Below are 19724 nucleotides of genomic sequence, written 5' to 3' on the forward strand. Positions count from 1 at the left end.
GGATGCCGCGAACCTCATTAACCCAGAAGAACCAGCCGACAAGCTAAATCATTTTAGCATATTGAGTATGATGCCTATAAAGATTTGTGTTCTATTGGCGTGAACAAACCGCAATCCGGTTGCTTCCGCAAGCAGTATGTGCTGACATTTGCTCGTGCTGTATTACCCCGTCCAATCTTTCGTCATGTATGCTGATGCGTCATTTTCTGCTCAATAGTCTGTGTGCCGGTAGCCTACTGCTGGCACTAAGCGCCTGCGAATCTGGCCCACTTGAGCAACGGAAGTATTCGCCTACCATCACGGTGTTTACTCACGAGCCGGCGCAAAAAACAGCTCCAACCAACGCTCTGCCCGCTGCCGTGCCGGCCGGGATGGTGTACGTGCCCGGCGGTTACACTCAGGTTGGTTCCGCCGATGGCGTGGCGCAGGAAAAGCCCGCGTTTTGGGTGCTGGTGAAGCCTTTTCTAATGGATCAGCACGAAGTGACGGTAGGGCAGTTTCGGGCTTTCGTGCAGGCTACCGGCTACAAAACAGAGGCCGAGCACTTCGGCAACGGTGGCGTGCTGGACGAAACCACCAAGCAATGGGGCCTGAAAGATGGAGCCAATTGGCAGTACCCCTACGGCCCCGAAGCCGGCCCCGCCGCGCCCGACCAGCCCGTCACGCAAGTATCATGGAATGATGCGCAGGCGTACGCCAAGTGGGCTGGCAAGCGCCTACCTGATGAAATAGAGTGGGAACACGCTGCCCGCAATGGCCGCAACACCCGCACGCTCTACCCCGCCGGCGACAGCCTGCAAGTGCACGGCAAGTTCACGGCCAACACCTGGAACGGCACCTTCCCCGATTTCGACCGCCAGACCGACGGTTTCCACTACGCCGCGCCGGTAGGCTCGTTCGGCACGTCGCCGCTGGGCCTGGCCGATATGTCGGGCAACGTGTGGGAGTGGTGCGCCAACTACAAGCTCACCTACGCCGACATCATGGACTCGGTGGCCGTGGCCAACTCGCCTACCACCGAGCGCGCCCAGCGGGGCGGTTCTTTCCTATGCGAGCCAGGCTGGTGCCACGGCTACCGCGTGTCGGGTAGGGCGGGTAGCACCCCCGAAACCGCCCTCATGCACGTGGGCTTTCGGTGTGTGCAGGATTTGTAGCTGCTTGCCGTCGTCTGCCGGTCCGACGCCGTAGGCGTCCGACCGGTTTTCGTTGCTGATGTTCGCGCCAATAGAGGTAGGAGAGGCAAGCGTCAGCACGAAGCTCGGGCAACGACAACCGGTCGGACGCCTACGGCGTCGGACCGGCAAGCGCCAGCATATAGCGCGTGCCGCTATGCCCGCACCTGCCCGTTGCCACGCACTTGCCACTTGTAGCTGGTCAGCTCCTCCAGGCCCATGGGGCCGCGGGCGTGCAGCTTCTGCGTGCTGATGCCGATTTCGGCCCCTAGGCCAAACTGTGCGCCATCGGTGAAGGCGGTAGAAGCGTTGGCGTACACGGCGGCGGCGTCCACGGCGTTCAAAAAACGCTCGATGTGCGCCGCGTCTTCCGACACAATGGCCTCGCTGTGCTTGGAGCCGTGGTGGGCAATGTGGTTCAGAGCCTCGTCGAGGCTACCTACCGTTTTCACGGCCAGCTGCAACGACAGGAACTCGGTGCCGAAATCCTCGGGCCGGGCAGGTTGCAGCAACTCGGCGGGGTACACGCCGCGCAGGGCAGGGTAGGCGCGTTCGTCGGCGTGCAGGAGCACACCCGCGGTGGCCAGCGGTGCGAGCAGGGTAGGCAGGTCGATGAGGCGGCTTTCGTGCAGGAGCAGACAGTCCAGCGAGTTGCACACGCTCACGCGGCGCGTTTTGGCGTTGGCCACAATGGCACGGCCCTTCGCCAAATCGGCGGTTTCGTCGAAGTAGGTGTGTACAATGCCCGCGCCGGTTTCGATGACGGGCACGCGGGCGTTGTTGCGCACGAAATCAATGAGCTGCTGGCTGCCGCGCGGAATCAATACATCCACATAACCCACGGCTTGCAGCAGGGCGGCGGTGGCTTCGCGGTCGGCGGGGAGCAGGGTAGCCACGGCTGAGTCAAGGTCGTGCTGGCGCAGCACTTCGTGGATAACGGAGATGATGGCGCGGTTGGAAAAATCGGCATCGGAGCCACCTTTCAGCACGCAGGCGTTGCCGGTTTTCAGGCACAGCGCCACCACGTCGAAGGTCACGTTGGGCCGCGCTTCGTAGATGATGCCCACCACGCCCAGCGGCACGCGCACTTTGCGCAGGTGCAGGCCGTTGGCGAGGTCGGTTTCAGTGAGCACGTTGCCGAGCGGAGAGGGTAGAGAAGCCACGTTGCGCAGGTCGTCGGCAATGGCTTGGATGCGCGCCGCTGAAAGCTGAAGCCGGTCGTACTTGGGGTCGTCGGAAGCCATGCGCGCCAAGTCTTTCGCGTTTTCGGTCAGGATGAACTCGGTGTGCTGCACGGCAGCCTCGGCCACCGCCAGCAACACCGCGTTGATGGTATCGGGGGAGACTTGCGCGAGGGTGCGGCTGGCTTGCTGTGTGGCTTCGAAAGTAGGCGTGAGGTTCATAGGCGTGGTTTCTATTAGCTGTTAGCTGTTAGCTGTTGTTCGTGATTGGAAGCTATCAGCTAACAGCTAAATATCAGCGTTCAAAAACAGATAATCGTAGTGTACCAGGGGCTTCTGCTGCTGTTGGCCTAGCCGCTCGCGGGCTTGCGTGGCATCGTACTCCGCCATACCCAGGCCCACGGCGCGGCCATCCTCAGCCAGTAGCCGAATGATGTCGCCCTTTTCAAACTCGCCTTCCACCGTCACTACGCCTACCGGTAGCAAGCTGGTAGCCTTGCCCGGCGTGTTGAGGGCCGCGCAGGCGCCCGCGTTGAGGCGCACGGTGCCTTTGGCGGCTGGCTCGGCGTGGGCCAGCCACTTCTTGCGGCCCGAGGCCGTGCGACTGGGTAGGAAGCGCGTGTTCACTACTTCGCCGCTCAGCACGCGGGGCAGCACGTTTTCGGTTTTGCCGTTGGCGATGTGCACCGCAATGCCCAACTGGGCCACCTTGTGGGCCATGTGGCACTTGGTAATCATGCCGCCGCGCCCGAACTGGGAGCGTTGCGTGGTTACGAAGGCCGAAAAATCGGGCGTATCGGGGCCAATCTCGCGGATAACGTGGGAGCTGGGGTCTTTCGGGTCGCCGTCGTAGATGCCGTCTACATTGCTGAGAATCAGCAGGGCGTCGGCGTCGAGCATGGCGGCGAGCAGGCCGGCCAGCTCGTCGTTGTCGGTGAACATCAGCTCCGTTACGGATATCACATCATTCTCATTTACAATGGGGATGATGTTGTTTTGGAGCAGTGCCCGGAAGCAGTTCTGCATGTTGCGGTAGTGCTGCCGGTCGCGGAAATCTTCTTTCGTCACCAGCACCTGCGCGCACGTGAGCTGGTGGCGAGCCAGTAGCTCGGCGTAGGTGGTCAGCAGCTTCACTTGGCCCACGGCGGCCAACAGCTGGCGGCTGCTCACGGCATCGGCCTTGTCGGTCACCTGCACTAGGCTGCGCCCCGCCGCCACCGCCCCCGACGACACCACAATTACCTCCCGCCCCGGCTGTTTCAGTGTAGCAATCTGCTCTACTAGGTGGGCAATACGAGCCAGATCGGGCGTGCCGTTGGCCTGGGTCAGTACGTTGGAACCAATCTTGACGACGAGACGATGGTAAGGTAGGGCCATGAGTTGTGTTGAGTTAGTCTGGCGCGGTATAGAGACGCATATTTGCGTCTCGTCGTTGAACGTCCGCCGCCCGAATCGTTCAACGACGAGACGCAAATATGCGTCTCTACACCGTTCCGGCGGGCAGGAAGGCCGGTGCGCAATCTAATAGTTTAAGGCGTAGATACGCCAACAGTTCAACCATAGCCCTATTCATTCGACACGAACTTCAGCCCAATAATAGAGGCAATGAGCGTGGTCAGAAAAAAGACCCGCCAAAAGTCGGCCGGTTCCCGAAACACCACAATGCCCACCAGCACCGTGCCCACAGCCCCAATACCCGTCCAGACGGCGTAGGCCGTGCCGATGGGTAGGGTTTGGGTGGCGCGGTAAAGCAGCGTCATGCTGAGCGTAAGAAAGGCGAAGAATCCCAACAGCCACAGTGTAGCCGTGGTGCCGGTGGTTTCTTTCATTTTGCCCAGGCAGGCGGCAAAGCCTACCTCACACAAACCCGCAATAAATAGAAGAAGCCAAGGCATAGGAGAAAGGGGTAGGGGAAGGTAGGTTACGAAAGGACGTTATCATAAGCGTAAAGTATACGCCGAAAAGGATGCCCTGACTTTAAGAATGCGTTTGTACGTAGTACAAACTAACGCGTCTTTTTTATTCGGCTCTGATAAATACCCCATGATTCCTCGTCCTTACATCCTCGCAGAAACAACTTGGCAGTATGTGAAAGACCATGCGCCCGAAGTGGTTATTCTCCCGTGGGGTGCCACGGAAGCCCACAACTATCATCTGCCCTATGCCACCGATAATTTTCAGTGTGATTATGTGGCTGCGGAGGCTGCCCGGCTGGCGTGGGAGCAGGGCGCGAAGGTGATGGTGTTGCCTACTATTCCATTCGGGGTGAATACCGGTCAACTGGATATTTTGCTGGATATGAACCTGAACCCCAGTACCCAACTCGCCATCCTACGCGATTTGGTGCGGGTGCTGGTCCGCCAGAAAATTCCCAAGCTATTCGTGCTGAATGGGCATGGCGGTAATAATTTTCAGCAGATGTTACGGGAGCTGCAAGCAGAGTTTCCGGAGGTGTTTTTGTGCACGGCCAACTTGTTTAAGATAGTGGACCGAAGCCGCTTCTTCAGTGCCCCCGGCGACCACGCCGATGAGTTGGAAACAAGTGCTATGCTACACATCGCGCCTCATTTGGTACTGCCCTTGTCCGAAGCTGGTGCGGGGACCAGCAAGCAGTTTCGGGTTCCGGCCCTGCGCACATGGGCTTGGGCACAGCGCGAGTGGAGTCAGGTAACGGACGACACAGGAGTAGGCAACCCCGCTGCCGCGACGGCCGAAAAAGGCGAAGCTTTTCTACAAGCGCTTACTGAGGAACTGGGTCAGTTTTTAGTTGATTTGGCAGGTGCTGACCCGGCTGATTTATACGAATAGCCTATTCCGCCGTGTCGGCCACCACCTTATAGGTAGGGTCTTCCCCCCAGTAATTTACATCAATCAGTGCTTGTGCGTTGGTGAGTAGGCGGCGGCAGTCGGGGCTGAGGTGACGCAGGTGCAGGGTTTTGCCCAGCTTGGCGTAGCGCTCCGTGAGCTTGTTGAGGGCTTCGATGGCCGACAGATCCGTCACGCGGCTTTCGCGGAAGTCAATGACAACTTCCTGCGGGTCGCCGGCCGGGTCGAACTTCTCGTTGAACGCCACCACGGAGCCGAAAAACAGCGGCCCGAAAATCTCGTAGTGCTTGCGGCCCTGCTCGTCGAGGTGCTTGCGGGCGCGGATGCGCAGGGCGTTTTCCCAGGCAAAGGCCAGCGCCGAAATCACCACGCCAATGAGCACGGCCAGCGCCAGGTTTTGCGAAATGGCCGTGATAAGCGTCACCAGCGCCATCACCACCACATCGGTGAGGGGCATGCGGCCGATGATGCGCAGGCTGGCCCACTCAAACGTGCCGATGACCACCATAAACATTACGCCCACCAGCGCCGCCAGTGGTAGCCGCTCAATCAGCGACGAGCCCACCAGCACGAACAGCGCCAGCGCCACCGCCGCCACAATGCCCGACAGCCGGTGCCGCCCCCGCGACTCAATATTTACCATGGTTTGCCCAATCATGGCGCAGCCGCCCATGCCGCCCGTGAAGCCCGAAGCCACGTTGGCGAGGCCCTGGGCCACGCAATCCTTGTTGCCGCGGCCGCGGGTGTCGGTCAGCTCGTCCACTACCGTCAGGGTCAGCAGGCTTTCGGTGAGGCCCACCAGCGCCATGATGACGGAGTAGGGAAACACCAGCGCCAGCGTGTCCCAGGTGAAGGGGATGGCCGGCAGGTGGGGTAGGGGCAAGCCACCGCTGATAGAAGCAATATCGCCCACTGACTTGGTAGGCAGGTTACCGAAAATCACCAGCGCCGACACCACCAAAATGGCCACCAGCGACGACGGCACCGCTTTCGTGAGCTTAGGTAGGAAATACACAATGGCCATGGTGAGCAACACTAGTCCCAGCATCAGCCACAGCGCCGAGCCCGTGAGCCAGTGCGTGGCGCCGGCCGCGTCCTCGGTCTTAAACTGCTCCAGTTGGGCCATAAAGATGATGATAGCCAGGCCATTGACAAAGCCAAATACCACCGACTGCGGCACCAGCCGGATAAACTTGCCCAGCCTTAGTAGCCCTACCCCAATCTGAATGACACCCATCAGCACCACGGCGGCAAACAGGTACTCTACGCCGTGTTGCTGCACCAGACTCACAATCACCACGGCTACCGAACCAGCCGCACCCGAAATCATGCCTGGTCGGCCGCCCAGAATACTGGTAATCAAACAAATAATAAACGCTGAGCCGATGCCCACCAGCGGGCTGACGTGCGCCAGCAAGGCAAAGGCCACTACTTCGGGCACCAGGGCCAGGGCGGTGGTGAGGCCGGCTAATACTTCGTCCTTCGGGCTGTAGCCCTTGGTTAACTTGTCGAGAAGAATCATGCAAGGAGGAGATGTTCCGACTAGCGTGCGCCGTCGGCCAGAAAAGCCTTGGAGAAGCTATTCTGTTAAAAATCAGAAAACTAAAAACGCGCGAAAAGGCCGCTACAGAAGGTAGGGGCCGAGAAACTGAGCCAAAGCTGCTCAGGGTGGAGTAGGAATGGGCGCGAGAAGGTAGATCGTCATAACGATAGGACAAAGGTAAGCCAGAAGCCCGAAAGCGTATAATGTAGATCGAGCCGCTCCTTACCTGCCAGCTGCTGGCGTGCACAAGCAAGCTTTTTTGCTTCGTGTACAAGTCTGAAATTCGCTGTAAACAGTAAACTTGCTGGATGCTTTCCTACCCGCACGAAGTTTTTCTGGAAGTGGCCCGGCAGCTGAGCTTCACCAAGGCCAGCCAAACGCTTTTCGTGACGCAGTCGGCGGTGAGCAAGCAGGTAAAGGCCTTGGAAGAGCACTACAAAACGGGGCTGTTTGAGCGCCTTGGCAGCACGGTAAAGCTGACGCCCGCGGGCGAACTGCTCTACCAGAAGCTGCTGCTGGCCCGGCAACTCCAGCACGAGCTGCACCGCGACATGGCGGCGCTCAGCGAGGCGTTTTCGCCGCAGGTGCACATGGTCATTGGGGCCAGCACCACCATTTCGCTCTACGTGATTCCGCCGGTGCTCTCGGCTTACCTCAGCAAGTTCCCGAACACCCAGCTCACGCTTAAAAACCGCAACAGCGAGAACATCCTCAAAGCCCTGCTCGACCACGAAATCGACCTGGGCATTATTGAAGGCATTCACAAAGTCAGCAACGTCACTTACACGCCCTTGCTCACCGACGAGGTAGTAGCAGTATGCTCGGCCCGCAACCCGTTTCGGCAGAAAGAGTTGCTGGCGAAGGACTTGCTTCGGGTGCCCGTGGCTCTGCGGGAGGTAGGCTCGGGCACGCTGGCAGTGCTGGAAGAAGCCCTTTCGGAGAAAGGTATCAAGCTGACTGACCTACCCGTGAAGGTGCGCCTGGGTGGCACCGAGGCGCTCAAAAACTTTGTGCGCGTAGATACCTGTCTGGCCTTCCTACCACGCCAAGCGGTGATGAAAGAGCTGGCAGCCGGCGAGCTGGTAGAAGTGCCCGTGCACGACCTGAACCTGGTGCGTCACTTCGATTTCGTGCAGCGCAAAGGCACCGAAAACAACCTGCCTTACAAGAGCTTCGTGCAGTTCGCGCAACGGTATTATCGGTGAGGGGATAGAGAAGATGAGCGGTTGAAGTTGTCTGTCATCCTGAGCTTGCGAAGGACCTTCTCACGCAAGAACGATAGTCATAACAACGACTCGTTCACGCGAGAGAAGGTCCTTCGCTTTGCTCAGGATGACAGACGCACATACAAAACCAGTATTCCAAACTGGCATAGCCTATTCCAAATAGCTGTTAGGTTCAGGAATGAACAGGGCGGAGTTTTGCGTAGACTTTACTACTATGCTGACTTCCATTGAACTCATTTCTCGTCTGCACGAGCTACACTGCTCGGTGTGCGGCCAGCCTCACACTGCCTACCTGTTGCAAACCGTGTCGGAGTGCCACGCGGCGCCGCTGGAGGCAGTGTACGACCAGCGCCCGCGCTTGACTCGCGCCGCGGCCATCAACGTGCACGATGCCTCCATGTGGCGCTACCGGGCCATGCTGCCCCTGCTCGACGACGAAAACAAGGTGACGCTGGGTGAAGGCTTCACGCCCATTCTACCTCTGCGTCAGCTGGCGGGCCGTTATAATCTGCGCGAGCTATTGCTCAAAGATGAAGGTCAAAACCCAACCGGCTCCTTTAAAGCCCGTGGCCTGAGCATGGCTGTGTCGAAAGCAAAGGAGCTGGGAAGTACGGGGTGCATTATCCCCACGGCTGGCAACGCGGGCGTGGCCATGGCGGCCTACTGCGCCCGCGCTGGCCTGCGCGCCGTGGTAGTGATGCCGCGCCACACGCCCACAGCTTTTCGGGAAGAATGCTACTGGTATGGGGCCGAGGTGCATCTCGTGGATGGCCTCATCAACGACTGCGCCGCCCGCGTGCGCGAGCTGAATAGCCGCAACGAGCTGCTAGACGTGTCTACCCTAAAGGAGCCCTACCGCCTCGAAGGCAAGAAAACCATGGGGTATGAACTGGCCGAGCAGCTCGATTGGCAACTGCCCGACGTGCTGCTCTACCCTGCTGGCGGCGGGACTGGCCTCATTGGCATCTGGAAGGCTTTCCGGGAGATGCAGGTGCTGGGCTGGCTCCCTGAAAACGCGAAGCTACCACGCATGGTAGCCGTGCAGGCCGAGAATTGCCAGCCGCTGGCCGACACCTATTTCGGTCGTCAGGCCAATTGCGCCGCTTATGTGGGACAGCCTACCATTGCCAATGGCCTCGCGGTGCCGCGCCCCCTGGGCGAGCAAATGATGCTGCGCGTATTGCGAGAATCCGGCGGCACGGTGGTAAGCATTTCCGACGAAGATATGCTGGAAGGAATGCGCGAGCTAGGCCAGCTAGAGGGCCTGTTTGTAGCGCCCGAAGGCGCCGCCGTGTGGATGGCCGCGCGTCATCTGCTAGCTGCCGGCACTATCAGCCCCGACGAGCAAATTTTGCTACTAAACACTGGATCAGGTCAGAAATATCTGGATAATGTTCTTGGTAGGGCCAGGGGGTAGAGAAAATACTGAGAGAGAAGATGAAAAAGGAAAAGAGCAGTATTACGTGTTGTTTGATATAAACTTTATAGGTATAAATCGTAAATAATAGATGTTTTTGAGAAAAAGGGGGTAAGTATTGCAGGGTATCTGGATGAAAAATGCGTTTCAAGTGTATATTGCCCTTGGAAACTATACCCCCTGGTCCTCTCAATCACCTCTACGTATGTCTTCCCCTTCTACTCTACGGCCAAGCTACACCCTGTTTTCGCTATTCGCGCTGGTAGCCATTAGTTTAGTAGTAGCGCTGGTGCCCATGGAGCACCCCGCCGCCGCGCCCGATTCGCTGAATGGCGCCGACGTTGCCTGGATGCTTACCGCTACCGCCCTCGTGCTGATTATGACGCCGGGCCTGTCGTTTTTCTACGGCGGTATGGTGCGCCCCAAGAACGTTATCAGCACCATGCTCCAGAGCTTTGTAGCCATGGGCGTTATCACGGTGCTGTTCTACCTGGTAGGCTTCTCGCTGGCCTACGGCGACTCCTGGCACGGATTGATTGGTAATCCTTTGACCTTTATAGCCCTTCGTAATGTAGGTACGGCGCCCAATCCGGCGTTTGCGGCTACTATTCCGTTTGTGCTATTCTTCGCGTTTCAGTTGAAGTTCGCCGTTATCACGCCGGCCCTGATTACCGGTTCGTTTGCGGAACGCGTGCGTTTCAAGGGCTACCTGGCGTTTATGGTGCTGTTCAGCCTGTTCATTTATTGCCCGCTGGCCCACTGGACCTGGCACCCCGAGGGCTTCCTGCGACAGTGGGGTGTGCTCGATTTTGCGGGTGGTACGGTGGTGCACATCTCGGCCGGTATTGCGGCTCTGGCTGGGGCCATGGTGCTGGGGCGCCGCTCTACGCACATTCGTCAGAGTTCTTTCTCGACGCCTAATGTGCCCTACGTCATGCTGGGCACTGGTCTACTGTGGTTCGGCTGGTTTGGCTTCAACGCTGGTTCCTCGCTGGGCGCCAACGATATAGCAGCTCTTTCCTTCGTGAATACTACCCTGGCTTCGGGGGCGGCCCTCATTGCCTGGATGCTGATTGAAACCATTTGGGGCGGCAAGCCCACAGCGCTGGGCGCCTGCATCGGGGCGGTAGTAGGCCTGGTGGCCATCACGCCCGCGGCCGGCTACGTGCAAAGCGGACACAGCATCTTCATCGGGGTTATTTCCTCGCTGATTAGCTACGCCGCCGTGCACTGGAAAAACAGCCGCACCACCCTCGACGATACCCTCGACGTTTTCCCCTGCCACGGCCTGGGCGGTATCGTAGGCATGTTGCTCACGGGTGTGTTTGCTGATAAAGTAGGGCTGATTCATGGGTCGGCTACCACGTTTGGCTACCACGTGCTGGCGCTGGTTATCGTAGTAGCCTACACCTTTGTAGGCTCCTGGATTTTGCTGAAAATAACGGCCAGCATCTTCGGATTACGTGTGAAACCAGCCGACGAGGAACTAGGCCTCGACCTGAGCCAGCACGAAGAATCGACCTACCACGTTGATGAGGAGTATGAGCGCACCTTCCGCAAGAGTCCGGCACAACATGAGTCGGAGCCAGAGCTGATTTCTCGGTAAACGCGAAGAAGTACGCTGTAAACACGAACGTCCCGCCTTATGAATGCGGGACGTTCGTGTTTACAGCATGTTTTAAGTCTAAACAGCTTCAGAGCAAAGTTTTCTATCGCAACGCATACGTCCAGACGTACACCACCAGGCCACCGAAATACAAAGCCAGCGCGGGCGTAACGTAGGTTTGTGGCAAGCCAAGCGCCACTAAGCCGACGGCTATGAGCCCTACCACCGCCAGGCCGCCCGCAAACCACATCGACTGGCGCTGACGTTTGGGTGCCAGCAGCCGCCATGTGCCCACTACCGGAAACAGTAGCCCCAGCGTGGCATAGCCCAGCAACTCCACGGCCGGCAACTGACCCAGTAGCCCGCCTGCCACCGCCACCGTGCCGCCCAGCAGTAGCACCAAAAACTGGTTTGACTGGCGCACCTGGTCGGGGCTGAGGGCGTGGCGGCCGTGGCTGTTTAAGCGCAGCAAGGAGTTGAACAGCGGATCAGCAAACCAGCTCATGAACACTAGTAGCAAGTACAAAGGCAGTAGCAGCGGCACGAACCGCGCCAGCACCCATAATCCAATAAACAAGGCTCGGCGGGTGCCATCACTCAGCGTAGTAGACCAGTACGCGAATTTCAGGAAGCCGCGGTACAGCCAGTAGCGCGCTTTGAGGGCTTCTACCAAGCCTTCGCGGGCGTAATCGGAGGTAGGGTGAAGGCGCAGGGCCTCGCGGAAGAACCCCAGCGCCTGCTTAGGCCGGCCAGCTTCCAGGGCTACCCAGCCGGCATCGGCGTGGGTGCCGGCCGCGTCGGGGTCGTGGCGCAGGGCCTCTTGGAGCGTGTCGGCGGCATCGGCGCGGCGACCCAGGCGAGCCAGTGCCCGTCCGCGCAGCCCCAGGCAGTCGATATGGGCGGGGTCGTAGCGCAGGCCGGTTTCGGCAGCGCGCAGGGCAGCTTCCCATTGCCCCCGCCGAAACCGGATGATGCCCAGCGTGTGGTGGTAGTTGGGGTCGGCGGGGTCCAGCGCCAGCGCCTGCTCAATGGCCTGCTGGGCCTCCTGGGGCCGGTGCTGACGCAGGTGGGCCAGGCTAAGCAGGTAGTAGGCAAAATCGTATTCCGGCGCCAAGTGGATGGCCAACTCCGCTTCCTGCTGTCCTTCTTCCAACTTGTTTTGCTCCAACAAGGCCATGCCCAGCCAGCCGTGCGCCAGGGCATCGGTAGGGTCGTCGTGCAGCATCTGGCGCAGCTCCTGCTCGGCCTGCGGAGCACGTTCTTGACGTAGGAGCAGCAGGATGCGTTCGGTCCAGTGAGTTACGGGCATGAAGAACAGCGTAAGTGGGGCCTGCTACTCTTGTTGCTGAGCATATGGTTTAGCGGGCCGGAATAACTGATAAATCAGCAGGAAAAGACCAAAAATAGCCAGGAAGCTCCGGCTTTCGGTGGCAGGGTCAGGATTTTGCCAAAAGCCGTGTAGCATAAGCAGGGCATTACCACCCGGCGAGAGTAGCAACAGGAAGCCCAGGGGAAGCCGCTTGTCGCCCTCCCGGAAGCGCCGCCATGCGTTGCGCAGCGGAAAAACCAGCCCGCCTCCTACCAGTGCCCACACCAACGGTAGGCTGGCTGGCAACAGAGCAGCGCTAGCGATGGTGAAGCCTCCCCAGATCAGCCCACCATAAAACCAGGCATCGGTGGGCGTGGGGGCGCGTTGCTCTTGCTGGTATCGCCAGTCCAGCACGGCACTCAGCAACCACGCACCAGCCAGGGGTAGGAGTAGTAAGCAGCAGCACAACGTCAGGCAAACCGCCCACAGCTTGCTCCGAAGATGCGGCGCTTGCCAATGGTGCTGAATTTTATTTTTCTGCGCGACGGCCCACATAATAGGTTGTCGCCACCAGTGCGTGTCGTGGATAGCTTGCTGTAAGAGGCGGTGCGCTACCTGTAAAGTAGGGTCGAGGCGAAGGGCTTCGCGCAAGTGGGGTAGGGCGGCAGCGGCTTGCTGCCGTTCCAGCAGCGCCGAGCCCACGTTGAGCCGTACGATGGCCGTGCTCGGTGCCAGCACCAACAGCTGCGTAAACACGGCGTCGGCGGTGGTGTAGTCGTGCAGTTTGTTGAGGCCCATGCCCAACCACAATAAGTTGCCCGCATGCTGGGGCTCCAGGTTGAGCCCCGCATAGGCTACCTCGGTAGCGGCCGCATATAAGCCCGCAAACCACAAAATCTGGCTCCGCAAAGCATAATACCGCACCATATCGGGGCGCAGGCGTAGGGCCTGGATAATGGCCTCATCGGCGGCCATATAGCGGCTGAGCAGGTGCTGCACTTGGGCCAGCAGGAAGAAAGCGCTGGGCTCCTCGGGGGCCAGTGCAATGGTTGTGCGGCTCATTTCCAGCGCTTCGGACAACCGGCGCTGCCGCAGCAACGCCTCCGTTAGCGTGAGATGCGCCTGCACGTCGTACGGTTCCTGCTGAAGCCGGCGCATGGCCAGTTGAGCCGCGTCGGCGGGGCGGTGGTGCTGAAGCAGGAGCGCTGCCCGGGCAAACCATTCTTCTTCCTGCCTCATCACACAAGCCGTTGGGCTACTCCCGCGGTTTTTTGATGCCTAGATACGTCAGGATGTCGTCGTACACGCCGCCCTCGTTGGAATAGAGCGCGTAGTTTTTGGCTGTGGCAAACCACTCCTTGGTGCTGGGGCGCACCTGACCAATGGCTTGCAGAAAATCGGCCTGCTCTAGGGGTAGGGGGCGGCCCTGCTTCATCGATTCCCGCAACCGGTTTTCAATGGCCACATCTACCAGGGCCTTGAGATCGGCGCCAGAAAAGCCGGCGGTTTTGGCGGCCAGCGCTGCTACTTGCACGTTGGCAGCCAGGGGCTTTTCGCGCAGCATAACTTCCAGCACTGCCTGACGGGCAGCTTCATCGGGGGGCGTTACGAGCACAATGCGGTCGAAGCGGCCGGGACGGCGGAAGGCCGCATCCAAGTGCCAAGGCGCATTGGTAGCGGCCATGATGAGTACGCCGTCGTTGGCGCTAACGGCGCCATCTAACTCGGCCAGAAACTGGTTGATAACCGTGCGGCCCGCGCTCTGGCGCAAGTCGTGGCGGTTGGCAGCCAGGGCATCTACCTCATCAAAAAACAACACGCACGGCGCCTGCAACCGAGCCATCTGAAACAGCTGGTGCAGGTTTTTCTCGCTGTTGCCCAACCACATATCCAGAATGTCGTTGATGCCCACGTTGATAAACGAGGCTTGCACCTCGCCGGCGGTGGCGCGGGCCAGATGGGTTTTGCCGCAGCCGGGCGGGCCATACAGCAGCAGTCCGCCGCCGGTGGCTTTGCCGTAGGCTTTATAGAGGTCCGGGAATTGCAGCGGATGAATGATTTTGAGGCGAATTTCCTCTTTCACCGCTTCCATGCCGCCCACATCGGCAAAGTTGATCTTGGGCTTTTCGAGGCCCGCAAACAGAGCTTGTTCGTCTACCACCGGCGCGCTGTCGGTGGGGCGCGGGCCTTGTGCGGGCACAGGTGTGGCCGATTCGCGCAGTTGGGCCGCCAATGCGGCGTCTTCCAGGGTAGGGTTATAGTGCAGAGCGGTTTCGTAAGCCTCACGAGCGGCTACCTGCTGGCCGGTTTGGGCAAGCAGGCGGGCGTGCAGCAAGTGGGCGCGGGCGTGTTCTGGGGCGCTGGTCAGTAGTTCTTCTACTACTACAAACGCTGCTGAGGTCTTGTGCAAACCCGTGTAAACCTCAGCCAGACCCAACTGCAAATCCGTATCGGCGGGTGCCTGCCGCAAGCCGGTGCGGTACAATTCTTCGGCTTCGGGCAGGCGTTGTGCCTGTACTAGCAGGCCGGCTACGTGCTTGCGAAGGGGTAGATTATCTGGCGAGAAGGTAAGCGCTTCCAGCAGTGGTTGAATAGCGGATGGATCGGGTAAAGTAGCCATAAGTAAACACGAATCGTTGTACTTGCAAGCTACGCCCTTTCGCGGTTTTGTGCTAACTAATCTGTGTTATATTGCTGCAAAACCGTTTGCAAGTCAATTTCTGACACATCATGGAGGGCTACTTTTTTATAAGGTGCCGTGTGACCACTCAGAAGCTCAACGCTTGATTTCGCTATGCCGAACAGCTCAGCCAGGTAGGCCAGCAGACAAATGTTGGCTTTGCCATCTTGAGCGGGTGCTTGCAGGCGCACCGTAACGGTGCCATCGGGAGCTGCCAGCAACTGGTTGCGGCGGGCGTTGGGCTTGGCTTTGAGGTGCAGAATGGCCAAAACAGCTTCCTTACGCGGGGTCGTTGTAGGCGTCGTACACGTTCCAGGCCCATACCAGGAAAGGCACAATAACCGTCCACCACAAGAAAAAACCGACCACGCCGCTAATCACCCAAATGAACAACGCCTTCAGGATCTGGCCTTTAATCAGTTGGCCCAAACCGGGCAAAAACATGGAAACGAGGGCTGGAACGCCATATGTCTGCTTCATTAGTTGATTGTTTGATATGAGGGTGTGCTATCTACTGGTTTCGGCACACAGTATTGAAACGCCGTTTTTTTCAGATGGTTGAAATGATGGGACAGTATTCTCCATTAGCACCCTAGCACACCAAACCATGAGCATATCAACATACCAGCTCATCAAACAATCAACCTCCTACCCGGGCCTGCCCAAAAGGGCACTGATCGAGTACCACGCAACGCCCGCAGGCAGGGGCAGCATAGTAGCAGCACTTTTGCCCATGAAACATGAGGGCTTCGTGGTGGTCGTAGACTTGCTGGGCGGTCCAATCGGGGGGTAGGAGGGCCGCCAATAGGGCGTGCGCAGGGCCTTCGCCTACCTTCGGGCCAATCAGAGCCAAGCGTTGAGCCACGCGGTGGTGGTGGCTGTCGACGGGCATGGCGGGCCGGTGCAACGTGCTGAACAGCAGCACGGCGGCGCTGGTTTTGGGGCCTACCCCTGGCAGCTGTTCCAACCAGGCGCGGGCCTCTGGAATGGGCATATCCCCCAGAAATTCCAAGTGGCAGGGGCCGTCGCAGCGGGTGCTTACCTCGCGCAGCACGGCTTGCAAGCGCGGGGCCTTTTGTTCGGGCCAGGTGCAGGGATTGATGGCCGCTTCTACCTCCGCCGTAGGGGCATCGCGCACGGCATCCCAAGTCGGAAACCGGGCGCGCAACTGTTGGTAGGCGCGGTGCGAATCCTGGTTTTTGGTGCGGTGCGAAAGCAAGGAGCTGATGAGCTCACTCAGCGGATCTTTCTCACTGAAAAACGGAAAAGGCGCGCCGTACTCGGCGCAGAGGCGCGCGTGTACCAGCAGCGCCTTTTCCTGGCGGGCTTCGAAGGTAGGGGAGTCGGCGGCGGCGGGAGAGGGCTTCACTTGTTTGCCTACGCAAAGCGCCGACTGCAAGGTTGCCCACGCTACTTTACCGACCGGCGTTGTTGCCGCTGTTGTAGATCGTAATGGCTTGTCTGATGCTGTTTTGCTGCTTGCCTTGCAACACCAGCGGCACAATCAGCAGCGGGATGCCGGCATATACCAACGGCGAAACAGCAGACTGGCCCGGGTTGGGGTTAAACGAGGATACCAGTCCAGCCACCAGCAAGCCGCCAGCAGCCACGTAGCTAAGGGTAGTGATGGTTTGGTAGCGGCGCGCCTGAGCCAGCAGGGCGCTGGCGCCGGCGTTGTCGGATACGGCTACGCCGAGGTTGCGTATGTTCAAATCCTGCACCGGGCCGTTTTCCTTGCTGAAGTAGGTAGTCTTAACGGTTCGGTAGCCACCATAAGGATAGCCCCCAAAACCACCGCCGTATGGCATGCCGAAGCCACCGTAGCCAAACGGGCTATACCCGAAAGGACTACCGCCCGCGTACTGCGTGCGCGTGATGGAATAGAGGCTCAGGCGGCCTACCCGGTCGCGGCGCAGGGTAGCCTCGCGGCGCGACTTAGGTAGGGTAGTACGCACATAGAAGCCGGTTTCATCTTCGTAATACCGCACCTGATCGAAGTCGATGCGCTGCTGACCGTCAAGCAGCAGGAAGTTGCGCCCAAACACGGGCTGCTTGATTTCAACGTCGTAGGCGCGGTATACTTGCCCGCTTTTCAAGCCCACTGCGTAGCGGCTAGTATTGGCCGGGGGTAGGCTCTGCATCTGGCGTTGCCGCTGTTGCTGGCGCATCTCGGCCTCCGATACGGTGGGCGGCGGCGCCAGTTGGGGCCGCACCGTGTCGGGGGCGGCTACGGGCGTGGGGGCTGCTTGCGGCAGCGTGTTGAGTTGGCGAGGGCCCTCCTGCTGCGCCCATGCGGCGGGCGCACCCAGCAAGAGTACGGCGAAGAGAAAGGAGCGGCAAGTCATGGGACGTAGAGAAAAAACAGAAGCCCAAAAAAACGGGGTCGGCATGAAGGTAAAATTAATTTTGCTACGCTGCTAGCCGAAAATTGATGGAACGGCCAAACCATTAGCACATGGATAACCACTGGCTATCCAATGGTTGCATAACGTTGGAAAGTTTGGGTATGGTATGAGACTAAGCCAATCGCAAACGTCCAACTTATTGCCTGTCGGTACCAACCCGCCCGTATCTTTGCCCACCATGTCTGACCTCATCACCAGCCCCCAGAATCCACGTATCAAAGCCCTACTACGGTTGCAGCAAAAGTCGTCGGAACGGCGCCAGCAGGGCCTGACCATTGTAGAAGGCCTGCGGGAACTGACCGTGGCGCGGCAGGCAGGTGTAGTGGTGCCCACCGTGTTCATCTGCCCCGAACTGGCCGGCGCTGCGCAACCGTCTACCCTCGCCGCGGCGCTTGACAAAAGCACGGAGTGGGTAACCGTATCGAAAGCTGTGTTCGAGCGCGTGGCCTATCGTGAAGGCTCTGATGGTGTGCTGGCCTTGGTACGTCCGCCCCACCACACACTAGCCGACATTCATCTACCCTCCAATCCACTGTTGCTGGTGCTGGAAGCCGTAGAAAAGCCCGGTAACCTGGGTGCCATCCTACGCACCGCCGACGCCGCCCAGGCTACCGCCGTCATCGTCTGCGACCCACGCACCGACCTTTATAACCCCAACGCCATCCGCAGCAGCATTGGCTGCATTTTCACGGTGCCTACAATAGCCACCTCTCGGCCCGAGCTACTGGCGTGGTGCCAAAAGTATGGCATCCGCACCTACGCCGCTGCCCTCACCGACGCGGCTTTACCTTACACTACCCGCGACTTTCGTGGCCCTACAGCTCTCGTAATGGGCACCGAAGCCGACGGCCTGACCCCCGAGCTGCGCGAGGCCTGCGACGAAACCATCATCATCCCCATGCGCGGCGCCATCGACTCTCTCAATGTAAGTACAGCCACTGCGATACTGACGTTTGAAGCCGTGCGGCAGAGAGGTGAAATGGTGAGTTTGTGAAGTTGCGAAATTGTGAGTAGTGAGTAAAAATTACGGCTGTCATCCTGAGCTTGCGAAGGACCTTATCACGCGGGAACGACCAGCGTACCAATGACTCGTTCAATTGGCATAAGGTCCTTCGCAAGCTCAGGATGACAGACGCTTTTGTATTCACCACTTCACAGACTCACCATTTCACCATCTCACTACCCATTCCAAACTAACTCTCCTGCCAGCACAGTGCCTTGCACCTCATAGTCAGCATTAAATAGGCATAAATCAGCGCGGTAGCCCGGTTGGATGAGGCCTAGCTCATCGTCGAGGGCGAGGACCTGGGCGGGGTAGAGGGTGGCCATGCGCAGGGCTTCTTCCAGGGGTAGTCTCACCTCTTGCACACAATTGCGCACGGCATCCATCATGCTGAGGGCTGAGCCGGCCAGCGTCCCGTTTTCATCCACGAAACGGTTCTCGGCCCGGCGGAAGCGGTAGGCGCCGTGGGTGCCGGCTTCCACGGCATCGGTAATAAGAAACAGCCGCTTGCCCAGCATTTTGTGGCTGATGCGCACGGCTGCAAAATCGCAGTGCACGCCATCGGCAATGATACTGGCGTGGGCCGAATCGGCGTCGTAGATGGCGCCCACCAGTCCCGGCGCCCTACTTTCCAGCGCCGACATGGCATTGAACAAGTGCGTGGCCGTAGTAAAACCTCCTTTGAACGCCGCCGCGCCCTGTGCATACGTTGCATTAGAGTGCCCCGCCGACAAGACTACTCCAGCCCGACGCAGCAGGGCTACTATTTCCGGCGTGGTTACCTCAGGTGCCAGGGTCATCATGCGTAGGGCGCCTTTGCCTATCGTAAGTAACTCTGCCACTGCATCGGTAGCGGGCTGTTGGATGAACTCTTCTTGGTGCGCGCCTTTCTTGACGGGGTTGATGTAGGGACCTTCTAGGTGAATACCTAGCAGACTGGGGTACCCGGCTTGTTGGTAGTCGTGGCCAGCTTGCAGCGCTTCCCGCATCATCTCGGGCGAGTTGGTGGGCATAGTAGCCTGGAAGCTGGTGGTGCCATGGCGGCGCACGTAGGCCTGTAGCTTCTGCAACGATTCCACCGTCGGATCAACCGAAAACAGCGCCCCGCCACCGCCATAAATCTGCAAATCGATGAAGCCGGGGCTCACGTTGCAGCCGCGTCCATCTACGCGGTCTATATCGGCGTGAGCGGCCACTTCGGGTACAATAGCGGCCACGTGGCTTCCTTTAATCAGCACGGCGTGGTCGTGCAAAACAGTGGTGCCGCTGTAGATGGTGCAATTGGTGAGCAGGTAGGACATGGTTGCGGAGTAAGCGGGTGTAGGGAAGCGTTGTGATAAGCTACTAAACGGCGAT

General features: G+C 59.1%; 18 protein-coding genes. 6 read left to right on the forward strand and 12 right to left on the reverse strand.

What is annotated here, in order from left to right:
* Nucleotides 1-194: 194 nt before the first annotated feature.
* The gene (locus tag F1C16_RS01465; RefSeq protein ID WP_185282621.1) at nucleotides 195-1154 is read left to right on the forward strand and encodes a formylglycine-generating enzyme family protein; all 960 of its coding nucleotides are present in this window, start codon (nucleotides 195-197) and stop codon (nucleotides 1152-1154) included.
* A gap of 173 nt (nucleotides 1155-1327) precedes the next feature.
* On the opposite strand, the gene F1C16_RS01470 is transcribed toward F1C16_RS01465, so the two are convergent.
* The 3 genes from F1C16_RS01470 to F1C16_RS01480 all read right to left on the reverse strand — a co-directional run bounded on the left by F1C16_RS01470 (nucleotide 1328) and on the right by F1C16_RS01480 (nucleotide 4248).
* Nucleotides 1328-2575: a glutamate-5-semialdehyde dehydrogenase gene (locus tag F1C16_RS01470; RefSeq protein ID WP_185282622.1), complete on the reverse strand. Its 1248-nt coding sequence runs from the start codon at nucleotides 2573-2575 to the stop codon at nucleotides 1328-1330.
* Nucleotides 2576-2641: 66 nt separating this feature from the next.
* Nucleotides 2642-3730 carry a glutamate 5-kinase gene (gene proB / locus F1C16_RS01475; protein WP_185282623.1) on the reverse strand — a complete coding sequence of 363 codons (1089 nt, stop codon included), beginning with the start codon at nucleotides 3728-3730 and terminating at the stop codon, nucleotides 2642-2644.
* 188 nt (nucleotides 3731-3918) lie between these two features.
* Nucleotides 3919-4248 carry a multidrug efflux SMR transporter gene (locus F1C16_RS01480; RefSeq protein WP_185282624.1) on the reverse strand — a complete coding sequence of 110 codons (330 nt, stop codon included), beginning with the start codon at nucleotides 4246-4248 and terminating at the stop codon, nucleotides 3919-3921.
* Between the two features lie 148 nt (nucleotides 4249-4396).
* On the opposite strand from F1C16_RS01480, the gene F1C16_RS01485 reads away from it, so the two are divergent.
* Nucleotides 4397-5161 carry a creatininase family protein gene (locus tag F1C16_RS01485; protein WP_185282625.1) on the forward strand — a complete coding sequence of 255 codons (765 nt, stop codon included), beginning with the start codon at nucleotides 4397-4399 and terminating at the stop codon, nucleotides 5159-5161.
* A 1-nt stretch (nucleotide 5162) separates the two neighbouring features.
* Here the strand turns inward: F1C16_RS01485 and F1C16_RS01490 are convergent, their stop codons facing one another.
* Complete coding sequence (locus tag F1C16_RS01490) at nucleotides 5163-6701, reverse strand: SulP family inorganic anion transporter (protein ID WP_185282626.1); 1539 nt, start codon at nucleotides 6699-6701, stop codon at nucleotides 5163-5165.
* Between the two features lie 329 nt (nucleotides 6702-7030).
* Here F1C16_RS01490 and F1C16_RS01495 point away from each other — a divergent pair, with 329 nt between their 5' ends.
* From F1C16_RS01495 to F1C16_RS01505, 3 genes are all read left to right on the forward strand, one after another.
* Complete coding sequence (locus F1C16_RS01495; RefSeq protein ID WP_185282627.1) at nucleotides 7031-7927, forward strand: LysR family transcriptional regulator; 897 nt, start codon at nucleotides 7031-7033, stop codon at nucleotides 7925-7927.
* Between the two features lie 235 nt (nucleotides 7928-8162).
* Nucleotides 8163-9365, forward strand: a complete 1203-nt coding sequence (locus F1C16_RS01500) for a threonine synthase (RefSeq protein ID WP_185282628.1) — start codon at nucleotides 8163-8165, stop codon at nucleotides 9363-9365.
* A gap of 205 nt (nucleotides 9366-9570) precedes the next feature.
* Complete coding sequence (locus F1C16_RS01505) at nucleotides 9571-10971, forward strand: ammonium transporter (RefSeq protein WP_374940588.1); 1401 nt, start codon at nucleotides 9571-9573, stop codon at nucleotides 10969-10971.
* Between the two features lie 103 nt (nucleotides 10972-11074).
* Here the strand turns inward: F1C16_RS01505 and F1C16_RS01510 are convergent, their stop codons facing one another.
* The 7 genes from F1C16_RS01510 to F1C16_RS01540 form a co-directional block, all read right to left on the reverse strand.
* The gene (locus F1C16_RS01510) at nucleotides 11075-12280 is read right to left on the reverse strand and encodes a tetratricopeptide repeat protein (RefSeq protein WP_185282629.1); all 1206 of its coding nucleotides are present in this window, start codon (nucleotides 12278-12280) and stop codon (nucleotides 11075-11077) included.
* Between the two features lie 24 nt (nucleotides 12281-12304).
* A complete protein-coding gene (locus F1C16_RS01515; protein WP_185282630.1) occupies nucleotides 12305-13519 on the reverse strand; it encodes a tetratricopeptide repeat protein in 1215 nt (404 codons plus the stop codon).
* Between the two features lie 16 nt (nucleotides 13520-13535).
* Entirely contained in the window at nucleotides 13536-14900 is a 1365-nt protein-coding gene (locus F1C16_RS01520) for a 26S protease regulatory subunit (RefSeq protein ID WP_185282631.1), read from the reverse strand.
* A 56-nt stretch (nucleotides 14901-14956) separates the two neighbouring features.
* The gene (locus F1C16_RS01525) at nucleotides 14957-15229 is read right to left on the reverse strand and encodes a DUF167 domain-containing protein (RefSeq protein ID WP_185282632.1); all 273 of its coding nucleotides are present in this window, start codon (nucleotides 15227-15229) and stop codon (nucleotides 14957-14959) included.
* A 10-nt stretch (nucleotides 15230-15239) separates the two neighbouring features.
* Nucleotides 15240-15440 (reverse strand): hypothetical protein, encoded by a 201-nt coding sequence (locus tag F1C16_RS01530; RefSeq protein ID WP_185282633.1) that lies wholly within the window; start codon nucleotides 15438-15440, stop codon nucleotides 15240-15242.
* Nucleotides 15441-15600: 160 nt separating this feature from the next.
* Nucleotides 15601-16329 carry an endonuclease III gene (gene nth, locus F1C16_RS01535; RefSeq protein ID WP_258048988.1) on the reverse strand — a complete coding sequence of 243 codons (729 nt, stop codon included), beginning with the start codon at nucleotides 16327-16329 and terminating at the stop codon, nucleotides 15601-15603.
* A 46-nt stretch (nucleotides 16330-16375) separates the two neighbouring features.
* Nucleotides 16376-17305, reverse strand: coding sequence for a hypothetical protein (locus F1C16_RS01540; protein WP_185282634.1), 930 nt, complete (start codon nucleotides 17303-17305; stop codon nucleotides 16376-16378).
* A 238-nt stretch (nucleotides 17306-17543) separates the two neighbouring features.
* Here F1C16_RS01540 and F1C16_RS01545 point away from each other — a divergent pair, with 238 nt between their 5' ends.
* Nucleotides 17544-18359, forward strand: a complete 816-nt coding sequence (locus F1C16_RS01545; protein ID WP_185282635.1) for an RNA methyltransferase — start codon at nucleotides 17544-17546, stop codon at nucleotides 18357-18359.
* 185 nt (nucleotides 18360-18544) lie between these two features.
* Here F1C16_RS01545 and nagA read toward each other — a convergent pair whose 3' ends face one another.
* Complete coding sequence (gene nagA, locus F1C16_RS01550) at nucleotides 18545-19669, reverse strand: N-acetylglucosamine-6-phosphate deacetylase (protein WP_185282636.1); 1125 nt, start codon at nucleotides 19667-19669, stop codon at nucleotides 18545-18547.
* Nucleotides 19670-19724 lie beyond the last annotated feature (55 nt).

Origin of the sequence: Hymenobacter sp. NBH84, from assembly GCF_014217645.1 — a bacterium.
Classification (GTDB): domain Bacteria; phylum Bacteroidota; class Bacteroidia; order Cytophagales; family Hymenobacteraceae; genus Hymenobacter; species Hymenobacter profundi.